Source organism: Curtobacterium sp. MCBA15_005, assembly GCF_001864855.1.
Taxonomy (GTDB): domain Bacteria; phylum Actinomycetota; class Actinomycetes; order Actinomycetales; family Microbacteriaceae; genus Curtobacterium; species Curtobacterium flaccumfaciens.
The window spans coordinates 1-20,177 of record NZ_MJGL01000014.1; the positions used below are offsets into that span (position 1 = coordinate 1).

The 20,177-nt window shown below is 71.1% G+C and carries 18 protein-coding genes; 10 read left to right on the forward strand and 8 right to left on the reverse strand.

Going from position 1 to position 20,177, the window contains the following annotated elements; translation table 11 throughout:
• The first annotated feature begins 159 nt into the window (after positions 1-159).
• Positions 160-555 (forward strand): hypothetical protein, encoded by a 396-nt coding sequence (locus BIU89_RS08840; protein ID WP_051596478.1) that lies wholly within the window; start codon positions 160-162, stop codon positions 553-555.
• A gap of 120 nt (positions 556-675) precedes the next feature.
• On the opposite strand, the gene BIU89_RS08845 is transcribed toward BIU89_RS08840, so the two are convergent.
• From BIU89_RS08845 to BIU89_RS08855, 3 genes are all read right to left on the reverse strand, one after another.
• Entirely contained in the window at positions 676-2,073 is a 1,398-nt protein-coding gene (locus BIU89_RS08845) for an FAD-binding oxidoreductase (protein WP_071245930.1), read from the reverse strand.
• Between the two features lie 61 nt (positions 2,074-2,134).
• Positions 2,135-2,569 (reverse strand): VOC family protein, encoded by a 435-nt coding sequence (locus BIU89_RS08850; protein WP_027464428.1) that lies wholly within the window; start codon positions 2,567-2,569, stop codon positions 2,135-2,137.
• 43 nt (positions 2,570-2,612) lie between these two features.
• Positions 2,613-3,488, reverse strand: coding sequence for a DUF808 domain-containing protein (locus tag BIU89_RS08855; protein WP_035807701.1), 876 nt, complete (start codon positions 3,486-3,488; stop codon positions 2,613-2,615).
• Between the two features lie 94 nt (positions 3,489-3,582).
• On the opposite strand from BIU89_RS08855, the gene BIU89_RS08860 reads away from it, so the two are divergent.
• A complete protein-coding gene (locus BIU89_RS08860) occupies positions 3,583-3,852 on the forward strand; it encodes a hypothetical protein (RefSeq protein ID WP_071245932.1) in 270 nt (89 codons plus the stop codon).
• 19 nt (positions 3,853-3,871) lie between these two features.
• Here the strand turns inward: BIU89_RS08860 and BIU89_RS08865 are convergent, their stop codons facing one another.
• Complete coding sequence (locus BIU89_RS08865) at positions 3,872-4,282, reverse strand: VOC family protein (protein ID WP_071245933.1); 411 nt, start codon at positions 4,280-4,282, stop codon at positions 3,872-3,874.
• Positions 4,283-4,330: 48 nt separating this feature from the next.
• Entirely contained in the window at positions 4,331-4,909 is a 579-nt protein-coding gene (locus BIU89_RS08870; RefSeq protein ID WP_027464431.1) for a TetR family transcriptional regulator, read from the reverse strand.
• A 69-nt stretch (positions 4,910-4,978) separates the two neighbouring features.
• Here BIU89_RS08870 and BIU89_RS08875 point away from each other — a divergent pair, with 69 nt between their 5' ends.
• Complete coding sequence (locus tag BIU89_RS08875; protein WP_071245934.1) at positions 4,979-5,737, forward strand: SDR family NAD(P)-dependent oxidoreductase; 759 nt, start codon at positions 4,979-4,981, stop codon at positions 5,735-5,737.
• Between the two features lie 312 nt (positions 5,738-6,049).
• Here the strand turns inward: BIU89_RS08875 and BIU89_RS08880 are convergent, their stop codons facing one another.
• Together BIU89_RS08880 and BIU89_RS08885 are read right to left on the reverse strand one after the other, a co-directional pair.
• Positions 6,050-6,637, reverse strand: coding sequence for a TetR/AcrR family transcriptional regulator (locus BIU89_RS08880; protein ID WP_051596480.1), 588 nt, complete (start codon positions 6,635-6,637; stop codon positions 6,050-6,052).
• Between the two features lie 76 nt (positions 6,638-6,713).
• Positions 6,714-8,888: an MDR family MFS transporter gene (locus BIU89_RS08885; RefSeq protein WP_071245935.1), complete on the reverse strand. Its 2,175-nt coding sequence runs from the start codon at positions 8,886-8,888 to the stop codon at positions 6,714-6,716.
• A gap of 96 nt (positions 8,889-8,984) precedes the next feature.
• Between BIU89_RS08885 and BIU89_RS18485 the strand changes: the two genes are divergently transcribed.
• The 3 genes from BIU89_RS18485 to BIU89_RS08900 all read left to right on the forward strand — a co-directional run bounded on the left by BIU89_RS18485 (position 8,985) and on the right by BIU89_RS08900 (position 13,009).
• Complete coding sequence (locus tag BIU89_RS18485; RefSeq protein WP_071245936.1) at positions 8,985-9,449, forward strand: MarR family winged helix-turn-helix transcriptional regulator; 465 nt, start codon at positions 8,985-8,987, stop codon at positions 9,447-9,449.
• A 91-nt stretch (positions 9,450-9,540) separates the two neighbouring features.
• A complete protein-coding gene (locus BIU89_RS08895) occupies positions 9,541-11,349 on the forward strand; it encodes a DEAD/DEAH box helicase (RefSeq protein ID WP_071245939.1) in 1,809 nt (602 codons plus the stop codon).
• 319 nt (positions 11,350-11,668) lie between these two features.
• Positions 11,669-13,009 (forward strand): fibronectin type III domain-containing protein, encoded by a 1,341-nt coding sequence (locus tag BIU89_RS08900; RefSeq protein WP_071245941.1) that lies wholly within the window; start codon positions 11,669-11,671, stop codon positions 13,007-13,009.
• A 73-nt stretch (positions 13,010-13,082) separates the two neighbouring features.
• On the opposite strand, the gene BIU89_RS08905 is transcribed toward BIU89_RS08900, so the two are convergent.
• Positions 13,083-14,006 carry an NAD-dependent epimerase/dehydratase family protein gene (locus BIU89_RS08905; protein ID WP_071246031.1) on the reverse strand — a complete coding sequence of 308 codons (924 nt, stop codon included), beginning with the start codon at positions 14,004-14,006 and terminating at the stop codon, positions 13,083-13,085.
• A gap of 122 nt (positions 14,007-14,128) precedes the next feature.
• Here BIU89_RS08905 and BIU89_RS08910 point away from each other — a divergent pair, with 122 nt between their 5' ends.
• From BIU89_RS08910 to opgC, 4 genes are all read left to right on the forward strand, one after another.
• Positions 14,129-14,905, forward strand: a complete 777-nt coding sequence (locus tag BIU89_RS08910; RefSeq protein WP_071245943.1) for a TetR/AcrR family transcriptional regulator — start codon at positions 14,129-14,131, stop codon at positions 14,903-14,905.
• Positions 14,906-15,213: 308 nt separating this feature from the next.
• A complete protein-coding gene (locus tag BIU89_RS08915) occupies positions 15,214-17,169 on the forward strand; it encodes a glycosyltransferase (protein WP_254791558.1) in 1,956 nt (651 codons plus the stop codon).
• Positions 17,166-17,576 (forward strand): ATP-binding protein, encoded by a 411-nt coding sequence (locus tag BIU89_RS08920; protein ID WP_071245946.1) that lies wholly within the window; start codon positions 17,166-17,168, stop codon positions 17,574-17,576. The genes BIU89_RS08915 and BIU89_RS08920 overlap by 4 nt, the downstream gene beginning before the upstream one ends.
• Complete coding sequence (gene opgC, locus BIU89_RS08925) at positions 17,573-20,062, forward strand: OpgC domain-containing protein (RefSeq protein ID WP_139178905.1); 2,490 nt, start codon at positions 17,573-17,575, stop codon at positions 20,060-20,062. The genes BIU89_RS08920 and opgC overlap by 4 nt, the downstream gene beginning before the upstream one ends.
• Positions 20,063-20,177: the final 115 nt, after the last annotated feature.

A 20,177-nucleotide genomic window follows, 5' to 3' on the forward strand; every position in this document is an offset into this window, starting at 1 on the left:
GGTCGTTGCAGGTGATTCGGCACCCTCCGGCGAAGGGTTTGGACGGATCTGCCGTCGTTACCGCTCTGTGACCTTCGGGCTCATCCGGACAGCGGTCACGCCCGCAAGTACGTTCTCTGAGAGGCCGCTGAACGTGGTCCATCGAGAAAGGCATTCCCCATGGCATCGACGTCCAGTCGTCCCACCTCCGTCACCGTGTCGTTCGTCATCTGGCTGGTGGTGGTCCTGGCGAACATCCTGCAGGGCATCATCGGTCTGGTCTCGGGTGGCAGCTCCTCCGCCGCCCAGGACGTCGGCACCGCCCCGCTCGTCGGCGGCGCGATCTTCGCGTTCATCCTGGCCGTGATCGAGCTCATCATCGTCTTCAAGATGCGCGACGGCCGCAACTGGGCCCGCATCGTGCTGACGGTCCTTGCGGTCCTGCAGCTCATCGGCGTCGGCGTCGGCGCGGCCTCGGGTGGCAACGCCTTCGGCTGGATCGGTGGCGTCGCGGTGCTCATCGCGACGATCCTGATGTACGTCGGTGGCGCGAACGGGTACTTCCGTCGCCACTGAGCACGCGTGCGTGCGGATGCGCTCCTGCGTGACGCACACCGGTCGCTGAACGCGACCACCTGACGGACGGGAGGCCCGGTGCCAGCTGGCACCGGGCCTCCCGTCCGTCGTCTGGCCGGGTCAGAACGCCTTGCCCGGGTTCAGGGTCCCCGCCGGGTCGAGCGCGTCCTTGACGGAGCGGTGCATCGCGAGCACGCGGTCGCCGAGCTCGACCCGCAGGCCCGGCAGCTTCAGCAGCCCGACGCCGTGCTCACCGGTCACGGTCCCGCCGAGCGCCAGGCAGTCCGCCACGATCTGGTCGAACGCGGTCTTCGCGCGGGCCTTCGCGGCGTCGTCGCCCTCGGGCGCGATGATCAGCGGGTGCAGGTTGCCGTCGCCGGCGTGCGCGATGTTGGCGATCGTGACGTCCTGCGCGTCCGCGGTCACCTGGATCCGCCGGAGCATCTCGGGCACCGCGCTCCGCGGCACGCAGATGTCCTCGGTCAGCACCGGGCCGAGCCGTTCGAGTGCCGGGTAGGCGAGTCGGCGGGCCTGGAACAGCCGGTCGATGTCCCCGGGGTCGGTGGCCCGCTCGACGTCCGTCCCACCGGCCTCGGCGAACACGTCCGCGACGTGGTCGGCGATCTCGTCACCGGCCGCACCGCGCTCGTCGACCCGCGCGAGCAACAGGGTGTCGACGTCCGTCGGCAGCCCGAGGTGCATCCAGTCGTCGACGGCGCGCAGACAGGTGCGGTCGACGATCTCGAGTGCCGCGGGGACGATCCCCGCGCGCGAGATCGCGGCCACGGCGTCGCCCGCTGCGGTCAGCGAGGGGAAGTACCCGATCACCGCCCGTTCGTCACGGCCGGCCAGGGGGAGCAGCTTCACGGTGATCGACACGACGATGCCGAGCGTGCCCTCGGAACCGACCAGCAGTCCGGTGAGGTCGTACCCGGCGACGCCCTTCGCAGTCCGGCGGCCGAGCTCCACGACCGACCCGTCAGCCAGCACGACGGTCATGCCGAGCACGTAGTCGCGGGTGACCCCGTACTTGACGCAGCAGATGCCGCCGGCGTTCGTCGCGACGTTGCCGCCGATCGTCGAGATCGCCGAGCTCGCGGGGTCCGGCGGGTACCAGAGGCCGTGCTCGGCGACCGCGGCGCGGAGTGCGTCGTTGATGACGCCGGGTTCGGTGACCGCGTAGCGCTCGTCGGTGTTCACCTCGAGCACCCGGTTCATCCGCTCGAGCGACACGACGATCGAGTCGGCCATCGCGTTGGCGCCGCCGGACAGACCGGTGCCGGCACCGCGGGGGACGACCCGGAGACCGGCTGCGACGGCCCAGCAGACGGCGGTGACGACGTCGTCGGTGCTGCGTGCCAGGACCACGGCGAGCGGTGCCGTGGAGTCCGCCCACTCGGCGTCGTCGTGGCGGTAGCGCTCGAGGGACTCCGGGTCGCGGAGCGCCTGGTCGGACCCCAGCAGGTGTTCGAGGGCGGTGGCGTCGGCTGCGGTGGCGGATGCGGCGGTGACGGTCATGCGGGGTGGGGGTCCTTCCGGGGCGCGGCGGTGCGGTTCGGGTGCATCGACGATACGCCGGTCAGTCCAGGCAGAACTCGTTGCCCTCGACGTCCTGCATGACGATGCACGACTCGTTCACCTGGTCCGCCGTCATCCGACGGACCTGGGTGGCGCCGAGCCCGACCAGTCGGGCGCTCTCGGCGTCGAGGGCCGCGAGCCGTTCGGCACCGGTCATCCCGGTGCCGACCCGGACGTCCAGGTGCACGCGGTTCTTCACCGTCTTGCCCTCGGGGACGCGCTGGAAGAACAGGCGGGGACCGGCACCGGTCGGGTCGACGCACGCGAAGGCCGAGCCCTGGTGCTCCGGCGGCAGCGACCGGTCGAACGCGTCCCAGTCGGCGAACCCCGGTGGGGGCGGTGGCACCACGTACCCGAGGACCTCGCACCAGAACCGGGCGACACGCTCCGGCTCGGCGCAGTCGAACGTCACCTGGACCTGTCGCACCGTTGCCATGCGGTCACGGTACGCGCGGGTGCCGAGCCTCGCCGCAGCCGCGTCAGTGCTGCTTGCCGCGCAGGCGGCCGATGCCCAGCACGATGCCGACGACGACCATGCCCAGCGCGAGGCCGACCACGGCCGACACGGCCGTGTCGGCGATCCAGACGACGACGGGGCCTGCGGCCTCGAGCGCGTGCTCGATCACGTGCAGCAGGTCGTACGGCCCGTGCCAGAAGGTCTCGGCGAGGTTCGCGATGACCAGGTGTCCACCGACCCACAGCATCGCGACCGTGCCGATGACGCTGATGACCCGGAAGACCATCGGCATCGCGCGCACGATGCGGGCACCGATCCGGCGGGTGCGGCGGACGGAGTTCTTCATCATCTGCAGGCCGATGTCGTCGACCTTCACGAGCAGTGCCACGGCGCCGTAGACGACGGCGGTCATGACCAGGCCGATCACGATCAGGGCGCCGAGCGTCGGCCAGAGCCCCAGGTCGGGGTCGAGGCCCGCCAGCGCGATGAGCATGATCTCGGTGCTCAGGATGAGGTCGGTGCGGATGGCGCCGAAGACGAGCTTCGGTTCGGTGACGGCCTCGTCGGACCCGCCCTCGTGGTGGACGCCGAACCACTCGGTGACCTTCTCGGCGCCCTCGAAGCACAGGTACGTGCCGCCGAGCAGCAGCAGCCACGGCAGCACCCCGGGTGCGAAGGCCGTGAGCAGCAACGCCAGCGGGATGATGATGATGAACTTGTTGAACAGGCTGCCGAGGGCGATGCGCCCGACGACCGGGAGTTCACGAGCGGGCTCGAGACCCTGCACGTACTGGGGCGTGACGGCGGCGTCGTCGATGACGACCCCGGCGGTCTTCGCGCTGGCCTTGAGGGCTGCGGAGAGGATGTCGTCCACCACGGCGAGCAATCCGACTGACAATTCGTTCTCCACTCGTCTGACCTGTGACCGTGCACAGCGTAGTGGCCGCGGAGCATCCTGAACGCCAGCCGCGGTGCGTCCGTAGGCTCGCGGCATGGCTGACTTCACCGCATCCCAGGCCGCCGTCGTCCGGATCGAGCGTTCCGAGCAGGGGCGCTGGGACCTCTCCGTCATCAGCGACGCCGGTGTCGCGATGGGACACGGGGTGTACCTGTTCGACGCGGACCACGACGACGCCGAGGACGAGCAGGCCGCGGCCCTCGACTTCGTCCGCGACTACGGGTTCCGGTTCGAGCGCGACGCCGTGCAGGCCGACGGTCCCGATGCCTTCTGGGCGCCGCTGCTGCCGTCCGACCAGCAGTAGGCGCTGCAGCGCGCGGGACTCAGCGCGCCGAGTCCTCGAACCCGATCAGCCAGGTGGCCCCGTACGCGTCACGGACGGTGCCGTCCCAGTCGCCCCACGGGCGCTGCTGCAGCGGGTCGACGACCGTGCCGCCCTCGGCGAGCTGGTCGAACCACCGGCGCAGGACGTCCGGTTCCGCGGCGCCGAGCAGTGAGAAGAGCAGCCCGGTCGCCGAGAACGGGGTGTCGCCCTCGCTCGTGTCCGCGGCGAACAGCTGCAGCTCGCCGGTGAGCTGGCCGTGCGCGACGGCGTCGGCCGGACCGTCCGTGCGGGAGAAGTCCGCGTAGGTCGCGATCTGCACGTCGCCACCGAACACCCGCTGCCAGTGCTCGAGGGCCTGCCTGGCGGTGCCGGCGAACTGGAAGTACGGCGCGGGTCCGGTCGTGTGCATGCCCGGCAAGGTACTCCGGCGTGCGGCGTGGGGGAACCCCGGGGCTCGTCAGTCGAGCAGGGCGAGTGCGCGCTCCAGGACGTCCTCCGGTCGTCCGTCGCCGTGCAGTGCCCACCAGGTGAGTGCGGCGCTCGCGGCGGCGGCCAGCGTGTGGGCGCGGACGGCGACGGCGAGGTCGTCGGCGGTGACCCCGTCCCGCTCGGCCACGTACCGCAGGATCTCGTCGGTCAGGGCTGTGACCGTGGCGGCGCCGACGTGCTCGAGCGACGGGTTCGCGCGGATGACCCGGAGTCGGTGCCGGGTGACCTCGACCGCGTCGTCCGGGAACGTCGCACCGATCCGGTAGGCCGCCCGGAGCGCCACCGCCGAGGGCTCGTCGGCCGGCCGTGACCGCAGGGCTTCGCGGAACCGTGCGGCGAACTCGTCGAGACCGCCCCAGACCAGCGCCGCCTTGTTCGGGAACAGCCGGAAGAGCGATCGGCGACTGACCCCGGCCGCCGCGGCGACGTCGTCCATCGACACGGCGTCGAAGCCCTGGTCGTCGAACAGCCGGAGTGCGACGAGGGACACGGCGTCGGGGTCGATGGTGCGTGGGCGCCCCGTCGGACGGTCGTTCGTCGAGCTCATGGGGACCTTTCGGCACTGAGTGCTATAACCGGGTGTGGCGCAGCGAGCGCCCCGCATCGAGGAGACCACATGACCGACACCACCGCCGGACGGTTCACCGGCAGGACCATCATCGTCACCGGAGCGGGTTCCGGCATCGGACGCGCCACGGCGACGCGCATCGCGAACGAGGGTGGGCGCGTCATCGCGACCGACGTCGTGGCCGAGCGGCTCGACGCACTCCGCACGGAGCTCGAGGGCTTCGCCGTGGAGACCGTCGTCGGTGACGTCGCCGCGAGCGAGACCATCGACGCACTCATCGCCACCGCCGGCGACCGGGTGGACGGGCTCGCCAACGTCGCCGGCATCATGGACGCGTTCCTGCCGCCGGACGAGGTCGACGACGCCACCTGGGAGCGTGTCTTCAGCGTCAACGTCACGGGCCCGATGCGCCTGACCCGCGCCGTGCTGCCGCTGATGATCGCCGCCGGCAAGGGGTCCGTCGTGAACGTCGCGTCCGAGGCTGCGTTGAAGGCCTCGGCCGCCGGTGCTGCCTACACCTCGTCGAAGCACGCCATCGCCGGGTACACCAAGAGCGTCGCCTTCTTCCACGGGCCGCAGGGCATCCGGGCGAACGCCGTGGCACCGGGTGCGGTCGCCACGAACATCGAGGCGCCGATGCGCAGCGAGTACGCGGCCCGCCGGGTCGGTCCGATCATGCAGACCACCATCCCGCCGGTCGCCCAGCCCGAGCAGCTCGCCGCCGCCATCACCTGGCTGCTGAGCGACGACTCGGCGAACGTCAACGGCGCGGTGCTGCCGAGCGACGGTGGCTGGTCCGTCGTCTGACCCGTTGCTGCGGCACGAGACGCCGTCGTCACGTTGAGACGCCTCCGGAAACGGGGGCGTCTCGACGACTTCGCGGCGTCGGGCAGACACGACGGCGTGTTCGCCACCCGGCCACCTGACGGACGGGAGGCCCGTGGCGACACCGCCACGGGCCTCCCGTCCGCCTCCGGCCACGTCGACGACGTGCGGTTCCTTCCCAGAGCACGTGCGCTGGAAAGCGGAATCGGGCGTACCGGGCAGGAAGTTCCTACCCGGTACGCCCGATTCGACCCGGTACGCCCGATTCGACACGGCGAGCCGACGGCCGGCGGCTCAGGAGACGAGCGCCGCCATCTCCCGCACGACGGCACGGAGCCGATCCGCGAGCTCGTCGTTGCTCCGCACGGTCTCGCGGTGCGCCACCTCGCTGAGCGCCGACATCACCAGGGTCACCGCGGTTCGGGCGGTCTGCGCGTCCGTGCGGGTGCCGACGACGCTGAGCAGGGACTGGCGCGACTCGGCCATCCACTGCATCACCATCGAGGACATCTCCGGCCGGAGCACGAGCAGCTCCTTCATCCGGCGGCGGTCCTGTGAGAGCGGGACGGTGGCCGCGACCAGGGCGCACAGGTCGTCGACCAGGGCACCGTCGGCCTCGGCGAACCAGGCCGCTGAGCGCTCCGGGACCTCGACGGAGTCGAGCCCGAGCGCCGCGTGCGCCTTCGACGAGAAGTAGTTGAAGAAGGTGCGGGGGGAGACGTCGGCGTCGGCGCAGATCTGTTCGACCGTGACGCCGTCGAGTCCGTGCGCGGACACCAGCGTGAGCGCTGCGTCGTGCAGTGCCTGCCGGGTCTGCTGCTTCTTCCGTTCACGCAGCGTGCACGGCTCCGTTGCCGCAGCCGCTGCCGGGGTGGTGATCACGTGGACTCCTGCTGGGTTGGTGTGTGTGGGAGGGGCGCCCGCCCGGAAAGGGGGCACGGACGGACGCCCCGGTCGGTCACCGACGGTGCGTCGGCGTGGAACCGGTCGGCACGGACCCGGTCATCGGGCCGGTGAACGAGCCGGCCTCGGCTGCGGCGGCGCCCGCCTCGGCCTCGAGCTGTGCTTCGGCGGACATGTCGGCCTGCTCCTGCAGGGCCGACCGCTGGCGCAGCGGCGGCACCCGGAAGAACCAGGTCAGCACGAACGCGAGCAGGATGACGCCGAGGCCGACCCAGTAGATCGTCACGGACGAGGCGTTGAAGCCCGCCATGAACGGCCGGGTCAGGCGGCTGTCGGCACCGGTCAGGAACGAGGTGTCGTTCGTGCTGGTGGCGCTGTCGCTCGTGGTGTTGCCGTCGTCGATCTTCTTCGCCAGCTCCGGGGTGAGCTCGTCGACCCAGTAGGAGCGCTGGTCGGCGTCCGCCCAGTCGACGGACACGGTGCCGTCCTGCACGCTGGCGTGCGCCTGTTCGGCGACCTGCTCGAGTGCCGACTGTTCGGCGGCCGGCGTGGCCGCGGCCACCTGCTGGTCGATGACGGTCTGCGCTGCTGCTGCGGGCACGGCACCGGCGGTGACCTGCTGCTGCACGGCCGCGGTGACCTGCTCGGTGACCGCGGCGTCGGCGGCCTGCTTCGCCTTCGCCGAGGCGGCGTCGAGCTGCGACTGCACGGTCTTCGTCAGCGGGGTGACGACGGGCGTCCAGATCTTGTCCATGGCGCCCTGGTTCGCCTTCGCGCTGGCGACGGTCGGGTTGAGCGCGGCGTCGAGCGCCGGACCGAGGTCCTTCTGGTTCGCGGTCGCGGTCAGGATGTTCGCCGGCATCACCGAGAACAGGATGGACAGCAGCACGGCGGTGCCGAGCGTGCCACCGATCTGGCGGAAGAACGTGGCGGACGACGTGGCGACGCCCATGTCACGGGCCTCGACGGAGCCCTGCGACGCCAGGGTCAGCGACTGCATGACCGAGCCGAGACCGAGACCGATGAGGAACATGCCGATCATCAGGAACCAGAGCGGCTTGTCGATCGACATGAACGTCAGGACGACGTAGCCGGCGGAGACGAGCGCGGTGCCGATGACCGGGAAGATCCGGTACCGGCCGACGCGGGCGACGATCTGCCCCGAGGTGATCGAGGCGATCATCAGACCACCGACGAGCGGCAGCGTCGCGAAGCCGGACTCGGTCGGGGTCAGTCCGACGACGATCTGCAGGTAGAGCGGGATGGTCAGCATCGCGCCGAACATCGCGAAGCCGACCAGGAAGCCGATGACGGTCGCCATCGAGAACGTGCCCGAGCGGAACAGCTTGAGCGGGATGATCGCCGCGTCGCCCATCTTCGACTCGATGAGCAGCAGGCCGATCAGGCCGACGACACCGACGACGTAGCAGGCGATGGCGGCGGGGGAGCCCCAGCCCCAGATGCGGCCCTGTTCGGCGACGAGCAGGAGCGGCACGAGGGTGACGATGACGGCGGTCGCGCCCCACCAGTCGACCTTCGGCTTCGCGTCGCCGGTGCCGTGCACCTTCGGCAGGTGCAGGAACACGATGACCATGAGGAGCGCCGCGACACCGATCGGCACGTTGATCAGGAGCACCCAGCGCCAGCCCGTGATCCACAGGATCTCGGAGGAACCGGCGAGCAGACCGCCGATGAGCGGGCCGATGACGGACGAGATTCCGAAGACGGCGAGGAAGTACCCCTGGTACTTGGCGCGCTCACGCGGGGCGAGGATGTCGCCCATGATCGCGAGCGGCAGCGACATCAGCGCGCCGGCACCGATGCCCTGCACCGCGCGGAAGGCGGCGAGCATGAGCATCGAGGTCGACATCGACGACAGGACGGCGCCGAGGATGAAGACGACGATGCCGAAGATGTACAGCGGACGGCGGCCGAAGATGTCGGAGAGCTTGCCGTAGATCGGCGTCGCGATCGTCGAGGTGATGAGGTACGCGGTCGTCACCCAGGCCTGCTGGTCGAGCCCGTGCAGGTCGTCGCCGATCGTGCGGATCGCCGTGCCGAACACCGTCTGGCCGAGCGAGGACAGGAACATGCCCGCCATCAGGCCGTAGATCACCAGGAGGATCTGACGGTGGGTCATCAGCGGCTGCTGGCCGGCGCCTCCGGAGGCCGCGGGGGCCTCGGCGGTGTGCCGACCGTGCTGCACCGGGACGGGTGCGGTGGCGGTCATCGAACTCCTTTTTCTGGCTGTGAAACTTTGCAGACCGCGCAACGATACATCTGTTGCTTCCGGCAAGCAACTAAATGTGCCCGCTACGCTGAGCCCGTGACCGACGACCGGCGTGCCGCCGAGCGACTCCTGCGATCCCAGCTCGACCGGCTGTGGGTCCGGCAGACCCTGCGCTCCTCGCTCATCGAGTCCCGTGGCGGCCTCGACCCGACGGCCCGCGTGATCCTGCGAGCCGTCGCCGGGCACGGGCCGGTCCGGGCGACCGCGATCGCCGACGCGACCGGGTTGTCGCGCCCGGTGATCAGCCGCCGGGTCGCCTCGCTGATCGAGGCCGAGCACCTGATCGGGTCGCCGGACCCCGCGGACGGCCGTGCCACGCTCGTCACGCTCGCCCCCGCCGGCCGACGACTGCTCCACGAGCTGGACGCCGCCGGCGCCGAGGTGTTCGACGACCTGACGGAGGAGTTCGCCTCCGACGAGCTGCGCTCGCTCGCCGAGATGCTGACGCGACTGAACGACCGGGCGGACGCGGTCCTGGGGATCGGCACCGCGCGCTCCTGACGCGACCAACAGGATGGACGGGAGGCCCGTGGCGGCGTCGCCACGGGCCTCCCGTCCCTGCGGAGCGCGCATTCGAGATACCGTTGGTGGTATGAGCACGGACACCACCCCCACCACTGAGACCCTCGACGACGGGCCCGTGGTGACGTTCGCCGATCTCGGCCTGAGCGACGCTGTGCTCAAGGCCGTCAAGGACATCGGTTACGAGACCCCTTCCGCCATCCAGGAAGCCACCATCCCCACGCTCCTCGCCGGGCGCGACGTCGTCGGCCTGGCGCAGACCGGTACCGGCAAGACCGCGGCCTTCGCGCTGCCGATCCTGTCCCGCATGGAGTCCGGCAGCAAGAAGCCGCAGGCGCTCGTGCTGTCCCCGACGCGCGAGCTCGCCCTGCAGGTGTGCGAGGCGTTCGAGCAGTTCGCGTCCCACATGAAGAACGTCCACGTCCTGCCGGTCTACGGCGGCCAGGCCTACGGCGTGCAGCTCTCCGCCCTGCGCCGCGGCGTCGACGTGATCGTCGGCACCCCCGGTCGCATCATGGACCACCTGGCGAAGGGCACGCTCGACCTGTCCGAGCTGAAGTACCTGGTGCTCGACGAGGCCGACGAGATGCTCAAGATGGGCTTCGCCGAGGACGTCGAGACGATCCTCGCCGACACCCCGGATGACAAGCAGGTCGCGCTCTTCTCGGCGACCATGCCCGCGCAGATCCGCCGCATCTCGCAGCAGTACCTGACCGACCCGGCCGAGATCACCGTCAAGACCAAGACGAAGACCGCCGCGAACATCACGCAGCGCTACCTGATGGTCTCGTACCCGCAGAAGGTCGACGCGCTCACCCGCATCCTCGAGGTCGAGGACTTCGAGGGCATGATCATCTTCGTCCGCACCAAGAGCGAGACCGAGACCCTGGCCGAGAAGCTCCGTGCCCGCGGGTACGCCGCCGCCGCGATCAGCGGTGACGTCGCCCAGGCCCAGCGCGAGCGCACGGTCAACCAGCTGAAGTCGGGCAAGCTCGACATCCTGGTCGCGACCGACGTCGCCGCCCGTGGCCTGGACGTCGACCGCATCACGCACGTCGTGAACTTCGACATCCCGGTCGACATCGAGTCCTACGTGCACCGCATCGGCCGGACCGGTCGTGCCGGCCGCTCGGGCGACTCGATCAGCTTCGTCACCCCGCGTGAGCGTCGCCTGCTGTCCGCGATCGAGCGCCACACCAAGCAGCCGCTCACGCAGATGCAGCTGCCGACCATCGACGACGTCAACGAGACGCGCCTGACCCGCTTCGACGACGCCATCACCGCGGCGCTCGAGGACCAGGGCCGGATCGCCGCCTTCCGCGACGTCATCGCGCACTACGTCGAGCACCACGACGTCCCCTCGGACGACGTCGCCGCCGCCCTGGCCGTCGTGGCGCAGGGCGACTCGCCGCTGCTCCTCACCGCAGCCGACGACGCCCTCCGCAGCCAGATGGAGCGCGACGCCCGCCGCAGCGAGCGCGACGAGCGCGGTGCCCGCGATGACCGTGGCGGCCGCAACGACCGCGGCGACCGTGGTGGCGACCGCGACCGTGGTGACCGCGGCGACCGTGGCCCGCGCCGTTCGCAGCCGATGTCCCCGTACCGCATCGAGGTCGGCCGTCGTCACCGCGTCGAGCCGCGCCAGATCGTCGGTGCCCTGGCCAACGAGGGTGGCCTGCGTCGCGACGACTTCGGTGCGATCCAGATCCGTCCGGACTTCTCGATCGTCGAACTGCCGGCCGACATGGACCCCGGTGTGCTCGACCGCCTGACCGACACCCGGATCAGCGGCAAGCTCATCGAGATCCGTGCGGACCGCCGTGGCGGTGGCCGCCGCGACGACCGCGACGACCGTCCGGAGCGCAAGCCGCGCTACTGAGACGCGCCGCGTCCGAGACGCGACCCCCTTCGGACGGGAGGCCCGGTGCCAGCTGGCACCGGGCCTCCCGTCCGTCGTCGGTGCGGGTCCCGGGCCCGCGAGACGCCGTCGTGTCGGTTCCACGCCGCCGAGTCGGCGAGACGCCGTCGGATTCGGCGGTGTCTCGGGAACACGACGGCGTCTGCCGGTACGGGCCCTTCGCATCTTGCGGTGCGGGGAACCGCAGATCCCGCCCGCAGGCGTTCCCCTGGAGTCCGCACGGTGCTGTGATGACCGGAGCCGTGACGCAGGGAGCCGCGGAGAAGGCAGGGGAACCATCGTGTACCGAGCACTCATCACCGCGGTCGCCGCCGCGGCGCTCGTCTTCGGAGGTGCGGTGCCGGCGACGGCGCACACCTCTCCGTCGGTGCCGGGAGCACCGACCGCTGTCCGCGTCACCGGCGACGCGGACAGTGCCACGCTGACGTGGCGCGGCCCGGACCGTGGCGCCAAGGTGACCGGCTGGAAGGTCGACGTCGACGCCGTCGCGAACCGGCACGACCACCAGGTCCACCGACTCCTCCCGCGCGCCCGCTCCGACCGCTTCGACGAGCTCTCGCCCGCGACCACCTACCGCTTCTCGGTGCGTGCCCTCGGCCACCGGGGGACCGGTCGCACGGTCACGCTGCGCTGGACGTCACCGTCGGTGCCCGAGCCGGAGACGACGCAGTCGCTGTTCGCCCTCGACGGCAACGGTGCCGTCGTGCGGTTCGCGGACTCCGGCAGCGGTGCGAAGACCGTCGTCGCGACGCACGGCGAAGGCTTCGCCGCGAACGCCGACGGTGACGTGTTCACCCCGTCGGCGGACGGCACCGAGATCCTTCGCGACCCGGCCGACGGCAGTGGGATCTCGATCATCGCGTCCGGCCTGCACCTGACCCCGGACCTGCGCTCCGACGCCGAGGGCAACCTGTACTGGGTGGACTCGGTGACCGGCGCGGTGCAGAAGCTGTCCGTCGGAACCTCGACCCCGAAGGTCGTGCTGGACCTGGGTGGCAAGGCCGTCGGGAGCGATGAGCGTTTCTGGACGGTCACCCCGGACGGCAAGGTCGTCGTGCTCGGCGGAACGGTCAGCCGGCCGTACGTCAAGGGCACTGGCATCGCCGCCCGCACGTTCACCGGGCCGGGCGGCTCGACCGTCGGCTACCCCGCCGGCGTGCTCGCGGACTCGCAGGGCAACGTCTACGTCGACATCCGCTCGCCCGGTGCCGCCGGGGCGTGGACCTGGTACCAGCTGAAGCCCGGGGCGACCGAACTGACGAAGATCGAACCGCGGAACGCGTTCGAGTACGCTGCCGCGAACGCGGACGGCTTCTCGCTCCTGCAGTCGGCGGAGTTCTGCCCCGCCCCGGCGGAGTACCCGACCAGCCCGACCGGTTGCAAGATCGACCGCGGCATCCCGGACAAGCTCGTGGTCGGCAGCGGTGGCACGTCCACCGTGCCGGTGACCGGGCTGACCGCCGGTTCGCGTGGCGAGCACCTGGGTGCCGCCTCCGCCGACGGGGACGTGTTCGTGTCCATCGACAGCGGCCCCTCGGTCGGGCTGTGGAAGGTCCCCGCCGCGGGTGGAGCTGCCCAGCAGCTCGACGCGGCGCAGTACTCGAGGCTGCTGGTGATCTGACCGGCGGTGCGAGGCGGAAGGGGGACAGGGCGCAACGGCGCGTCCTGTCCCCCTTCCGTGTGTGGTGCGTGGATCAGACCGCGCCGGCGGCCGTGCGGCAGCAGACCTCGTCCCACGGGGACGGTTCGATGCCGAAGCGTGCCCGGCTCTCGCGGTCGTCGACCACGTACGGCGCGGTCCACTGGTAGGTCAGGTCGGCCAGCTCGCGCATCATCGGCGACACGAGCCCGCCGACGCGGAACAGGGCCGCGGGCATCCGGTGCACCGGCACCGCGGGCTTCCCCGCCGCCGCGAGGACGTCGGTGAGGGCCTGGCGCTGCGTCCGCGGGGCGTTGCTGGGCACCATCCACGTGCGGCCGTGTGCGCCCTGGTCCTCGGCAGCGGCGACGAGGGTCCGGGCGACGTCGAACACGTCGGTGAAGGTGTGCGGCAGGTCCGTGCGACCGACCATCGACACCGTCCGTCCCCGCAGCGCCGCCGGCAGCACGCGTGTGACGTGCCCGTTCGCGCCGATCCCGGGGCCGAGGTAGTCCGAGGCGCGGACCTCGACGACCCGGACACGGCCGGCGTCGTGCGCGGCGAGGGCATCGGCCCACAGGGTCGCGCGGAGCGCCCCCTTGTGGTCGGTGGCAGCGTCCGGCAGTCCCTCGTGCATCGGCCCGTCCACCGGGCCGTACGGGTACAGGTTCCCGGTGATGGCGTAGGTGGCCCCGGTGCGTTCGGCCGCGGTGAGCAGTGCTGCGGCGAGCGGGGGCCAGGTGCGCTCCCACTGCGTGTAGTCGCCGGGGTTCGCGCAGTTGTGGAGGACGGCTGCTCCCTCGGCGGCGCGGGAGAGGGCATCGGCATCGGAGGCGTCGAGCGCGAGGTGCTCGACCCCGGCGATGCCCGTGCTGCGACCGGAGCGGGAGACGACGGTGACGCGGTCGCCCCGGACGGTCAACAGGTCCGCGACGTGTCGGCCGACGGGGCCGGCACCGACGACGAGGTGGTGGGTCATGGTCTCCTGCTTCCTGGTTGCGAGAGCACCGCTCTCGGAACCGAGCATGACGGTTCGTCGACGCGAAAGCAAGAGCAGTGCTCTCCTTTGTGTGCGCTGCTCTCCCGTGCCAGGATCGTCGGATGGCACCCACCGCCCGAGCACTGGCACGGCAGACGGTCACCGCGGAGATCCTGGCCGCAGCGCGAACCCGCCTGACCGGCGAGGGTCCCGCTGCCCTCAGCCTGCGTGCCGTCGCCCGTGACGTCGGGATGGTCTCGTCGGCCGTGTACCGGTACTTCCCGAGCCGCGACGACCTGCTGACGGCCCTGCTCATCACCGACTACGACGAGCTCGGCGCCGCGGTCGAGGCCGCCGGTGTCGCGGCCGGACCGACTCCCGGTGCGCGCTGGGTGGCGATGTGCCGGGCGATCCGGGACTGGTCCATCGCGCACCCGGGGGACTTCGCGCTGCTGTTCGGTTCGCCCGTGCCCGGCTACGCGGCGCCGCGGGAGACCGTCGTGCCCGCGACGCGGACGACGCTGGCGCTGGTGCGCGTGGTCGCGGACGCCGTCGGGTCCGGTGCGCCAGGTGTGTCCGGTGCGCCTGGCGCGTCGGGCTCGTCCGTCACGTCGACGCCGGCGGCGGCCGGGAGGCCCGGATCACCCACCGCTCCTCCGGCGGCTCCCGGGGTGGCCGGTCCCGCCGTCGCGGACGGGGTCGCCACCCTGCGCTCGTTCGGTATCACCCTGCCCGACGAGGTCCTCGTCCGCACCCTGATGGCCTGGACGACGGTGTTCGGGACGATCTCGTTCGAGCTCTTCGGACACTTCGTCGGTTCCGTGTCCGACCCGGCCGCCTACTTCGACCAGGTCATCGTGCGTCTGGCGGATGACCTGGGGTTCACCGCCACGTTCTGACGCGGGTGCTGTCCCCAGATCGGGTGCGCTGCCTGACAGAGCACCCGCCCGTGCGGTAGACAGGTCGTCACGCCGAGGTCGTGCCCGATGACCGGAGCGGACGACCGGCACGGTGCCCTCCGGGTCAGCTGCCGGACGGAACCACACTCGGGCGTGCGACGCGGCCGGGGCCCGCGCGGGGATCAGGAGGAACGCTTGCGACGCAGCACGTCCGGCGACGCCGCGGACGGGGAGACCCGGTGACCGCGCTCGACGTCAGCCGACAGGACCGCCGCCGCCTGACCACCGGCACCGCCCGCCGACGCCTGGTGGCCGTGCGGACGGTGGCGCTCCTGGCGTCCCTCGCCGGTGTCAACTACATCGTGTGGCGCTGGGCGGCCTCGGTGAACTGGCACTCGTGGTGGATCGCGGTGCCGCTGATCCTCGCCGAGACCTACAGCGTCATCGACTCCCTGCTCTTCGCCCTCGGGGCCTGGCGGCTCCGGGAGCGCGGCGAACCACCGACTAAGCCGTCCACCGACGTCACCGTCGACGTCTTCATCACGACCTACAACGAGCCGATCGACCTGGTCGAGCGCACCGCCCGCGCGGCGAAGGCGATCACGCACCCGCACACCACCTGGATCCTCGACGACGGCAACCGACCCGAGATGCGTGCGGCGGCCGAGGCGCTCGGCATCGGCGTCATCACGCGCGGCGCCGACTGGGTGGACCGGCCCCGGCACGCCAAGGCCGGCAACCTCAACAACGCCCTGCTCGCGACGCAGGGCGAGTTCCTGCTCATCCTCGACGCCGACCAGGTGCCCGACCCGGCGATCCTCGACCGCACCCTCGGGTACTTCAAGGACCCGCGGATGGCGCTCGTGCAGACCCCGCAGTGGTTCGAGAACGTGCCGGACGACGACCCCCTCGGCAGCCAGGCGCCGCTGTTCTACGGTCCGATCCAGCAGTCGAAGGACGGCTGGAACGCCGCGTTCTTCTGCGGGTCGAACGCCATCCTTCGGCGCGAAGCGCTCATGCAGCTCGGCATCTCGCGCTACGTGGCCGAGGTCGAGGCGTCCGTGCAGCGCACCCTCGCCACCTCGCGCAAGCTCCTCGCCCGCTCCCGCGAGACCGAGACCGACCCGCGGGTGCTCGCCGCCCTCGACGACGCCGAGGCCGTGGTGGACCAGGCGCGCGAGCAGGTCCGCGCCGGTGAGCCGCTCGGCGACGTGACGTACGCGTTCCAGCGGGGCATCGACGCCATCGCGTTCCGGTTCGCCGCCGCCGACCTCGAGTCCGTGCGGAACGACCTGCAGGAGCTCGCGGCGATGTCCACCGACGCCAACACGTTCGCGGGTCTCGACGACGCCGCCCTCGACGTGCTCGGCCGGCGCGAGGCCTCACCGGTCGCCGCCATCGAGTCCATCGCCGTGCTCGCCCGTGCCCTCGACGTGAACCGTGACGACGAGGCGCAGCCGATCATGCCGCTGGCGACGATCTCGGTGACCGAGGACATGGCGACCGCGATGCGCCTGCACGGCCTCGGCTGGAAGTCGGCCTACCACGACGAGATCCTGGCGAAGGGCCTGGCCCCCGAGGACCTGCCGACGATGCTCGTGCAGCGACTCCGCTGGGCGCAGGGCACCATGCAGGTGTTCTTCCGCGAGAACCCCCTGGTGCAGAAGGGGCTGTCGTGGGGGCAACGGCTCATGTACTTCTCGACGATGTGGAGCTACCTGTCCGGGTTCGCCGCGATCGTCTACATCGCCGCCCCGGTGCTCTGCCTGTCGTTCGGGGTCATCCCCGTGCAGGCCTACAGCGTCGACTTCTTCGCCCGGCTCATCCCGTTCCTGGTGTTCAACCAGCTGCTGTTCTGGGTGGTGGCCGCCGGCAGACCGACCTGGCGCGGGCAGCAGTACTCGCTCGCGCTCTTCCCGGTCTGGATCGAGTCGGTGACCAGCGCGTTCCAGAACGTCTACCGGGGCAAGCCGCTCGGGTTCCGCGTCACCCCGAAGGTGCGGGACGAGACCGAGCAGAAGCCGCGGTGGGACCTGGTCAAGCCGCAGCTGTACGCGATGGGTGCCCTGGTCGCCGCCCTGGTCATGATCGGCATCCGCTACCTCACCGGCCAGGCCGAGGGGATCGCACCGCTCGTGAACACCGCGTGGGTCGTCTTCGACCTGTTCATCTTCAGCATCGTGATCCGGGCCGTCCGGTACCGCGGCCCCGCCACCCCAGCCCAGTCCGAACACGAGTCGAGCACCGCCGGAGGACCCCTGTGAGCACCGAGACCACGTTCGAGGTCGCCGCGACGCCCGACTCCCTCGACGAGGTGCAGGACCGCTTCGCCGCATGGTGGGACGGTCTGGGCATCGACGACGTGCGGCTCCGCTTCGCACTCGAGACCGCCCTGGCCGAGGTCGCCGCGAACATCGTCGAGCACACCGTCCGCGCCGACCGGGGGACCGGGCGCCGCTACACCGTGCACCTCGAGGCCACCGACCAGGCCCTGACCGCGGTGCTGACCGACAACGGGATGCCCGCCGACATCGACCTGAGTGCCGTCACCATGGCCGACGTCGAACAGGAGAGCGGGCGCGGTCTCGCCCTCGCCATCGCGGCGCTCGACCGGTTGGAGCACCGGCACGAGCCCGGCCACAACGTCTGGACGCTTGCGTGCGACCGGTGAAGCAGCCGGTGGCCCGCGCGGTCGCCCTCCTCGTCACGATCGCCACGCTCCTGCTCGGTGGTGCGCTGCCGGCGTCGGCTGCGTCCGTGCACCCGGCGGCCGCCGTGCAGCCGGCCGAGGGGTCGACGTGGTTCGGCCCCGACCTCGACTGGGCCAGCGATTCGCCCGAAGGGTACGAGGGGCGGCTCGGCGCGACGCCGTCGATGTACGGGGTCTCCGTCGACTACCCGCTCGACCGCACGGCGAAGCAGGAGCTCCTCCGCTCGGCGCGTGCGGCGGCGACCCAGGGCGCGGTGCTCGTCGTGAGCCTCGAACCCGACCGTGAACTGCGGTCGCTTGAGACCGCGGACACCCGCGCCGTCAACACCGTGTTCGAGGACCTGCACGACCAGTACGACACCCAGGTGCTCGTCCGGTTCGCACCGCAGATGAACGGCACGTGGGTCCGCTGGGGCCAGCAGCCGACGGAGTTCGTCCGGGCGTTCCGGGCGCTCGGGACGACCGTGCACGCGGGCACGTCGGACGCGCTCATGGTGTGGTCGCCCGGGTACGGTGCCGGCTACCCGTTCGGCGAGTCCGCCGGGCGGCTGCGGAACCTGTCCCCGGTCGACGTCGCCAAGGCGGACACGAACGGCGACGGACAGCTCACCGGCGCCGACGACCCGTACGGGCCGTACTGGCCGGGGGCGGAAGCGGTCGACTGGGTCGGGCTGTCGATGTTCTCGTACGGCAAGGGTGACCCGACCGAGGCCGCCGGTCGCGCCGTGCCGCTCACCCGCAGCGGTGAGGTCGAGTCCCGGTTCGACGAGGACTGGGGGTACGACCAACCCCAGTCGGGCACGTTCTACGACCGGTTCGCGGCCGCCGACGACCGCCCGATGCTCCTCGACACCGGCGCCCTGTACAACCGCGAGCTGCAGGGCGACGCCGAGCTCCAGGTCAAGCAGAGCTGGTGGCGGCAGGTGCTCGCCGCGGTGCAGGAGCGTCCGCTGATCCGGGGCATGACCGTGCTCGAGGCCGAGCGACGCGAACCCGAGGCCGGCAACCGCGTGGCCGACTGGCGACTCACCGCGGACCCGGGCGTCGCGGAGTCCTTCCGCACCGACCTCGAGCGGTCCGGGGACTTCGCCTTCGGTCCGGTCACCGACCGCGTGACCGTGCAGCAGGGCAACGCCGCGATCTCCCAGGAGTACGAGACCGGCGGCGAGCAGATGGCGTGGATCGTCTGGCTGGCCGCAGGCCTGGCGATCGTCTTCCTGCTGAGCGGGGTGTTCGGCCGGCTCCTGCCGAGCTGGCGCTACCCCGACGACGGCAAGCCCGGCCGTGACCTGCGGCTCGACCTGTTCCGCGGGTTCATCATCCTCGCCGTCGTGATCACCCACATCGAGATCGGCGGGCCGTACTCGTACCTCACGCTGCACGCCGTCGGTGCGATCACCGGCGCCGAGATGTTCGTGTTCCTGTCCGGCATGGTCCTCGGCATGACGTACCCCTTCGCCGTGAAGAAGTTCGGCGAGTGGGCGGCGGCCGTCGGGGCGTGGAAGCGCGCGCGCAAGCAGTACGTCGTCACGCTCGTGGTGATCCTGGTGGTCTTCGCGCTGAGCTTCGTCCCGTTCCTGAACACCGACGCCATCACCACGTTCACCGACCGCGGCACGGGCACCGGCGGTGTCGATGCCGAGGGCCGGGTCTACGACCTGTACCCGAACGCGATGCAGCTGCTCGCCTACCCGCCGCCCTGGTACGCGATCCGGCAGTTCCTGCTGCTCGAGATGGGGCCGTGGCCGTTCAACATCATGGGCCTGTTCGTGGTGCTGAGCCTGTTCATCCCGGTGCTCATCTGGGTGATCCGCCGCGGGTTCTGGTGGGCGCTCCTCGCCGCCAGCTGGGCGCTGTACGTGTTCCAGGCGCTCAACCCAGACTTCCGTCCGCTGAACTCCCAGTTCGAGGCGGTGTTCCCCCTGTTCACCTGGCAGGTGGTGTTCACCCACGGGCTCGTGCTCGGGTACTACCGGCGGCAGATCGTCGGCGCGCTCACCGGGCGGCTCGGCAAGGTCCTGGTCGGCGTCGCCGTCGGCGGGTACGCGGCGTTCCTGGTCTACGTGTGGGCCGGCGACCACTTCGGGTTCACCCCGGTGCCGTTCCCGGCGACGATGTACGAGTCCCTGTACAACACGGCGTACCAGCGGGTGGACCTGCAGTGGGGCCGTCTGGTGGACATCGCGTTCTTCGCGGTCGTGTCCTACGCGATCCTCACGGTGTTCTGGAAGCCCATCGCCGCCGCCATCGGCTGGCTCTGGATCCCGCTCGGGCAGGCGAGCCTGTACGTGTTCGTCTGGCAGGTGTTCTTCGCCCTGGCGATCGCGTCGATCCCCGGTGTGCCGTGGGGCAACTTCTGGATCGGGTTCGTGGTGCACACGGCGCTGATCCTGCTGGCCTGGTACATGGTCCGCAAGAAGTTCCTGTTCTCCGTCATCCCGCGCTGATCGCGGCGCGCGGATGGTGAGCAGGAATGGTCGGGTCCGACGTGCGGACCCGACCATTCCTGCTCACGAAGCGAGGGTAGACGGACGGGAGGCCCGTGGCGGCGTCGCCACGGGC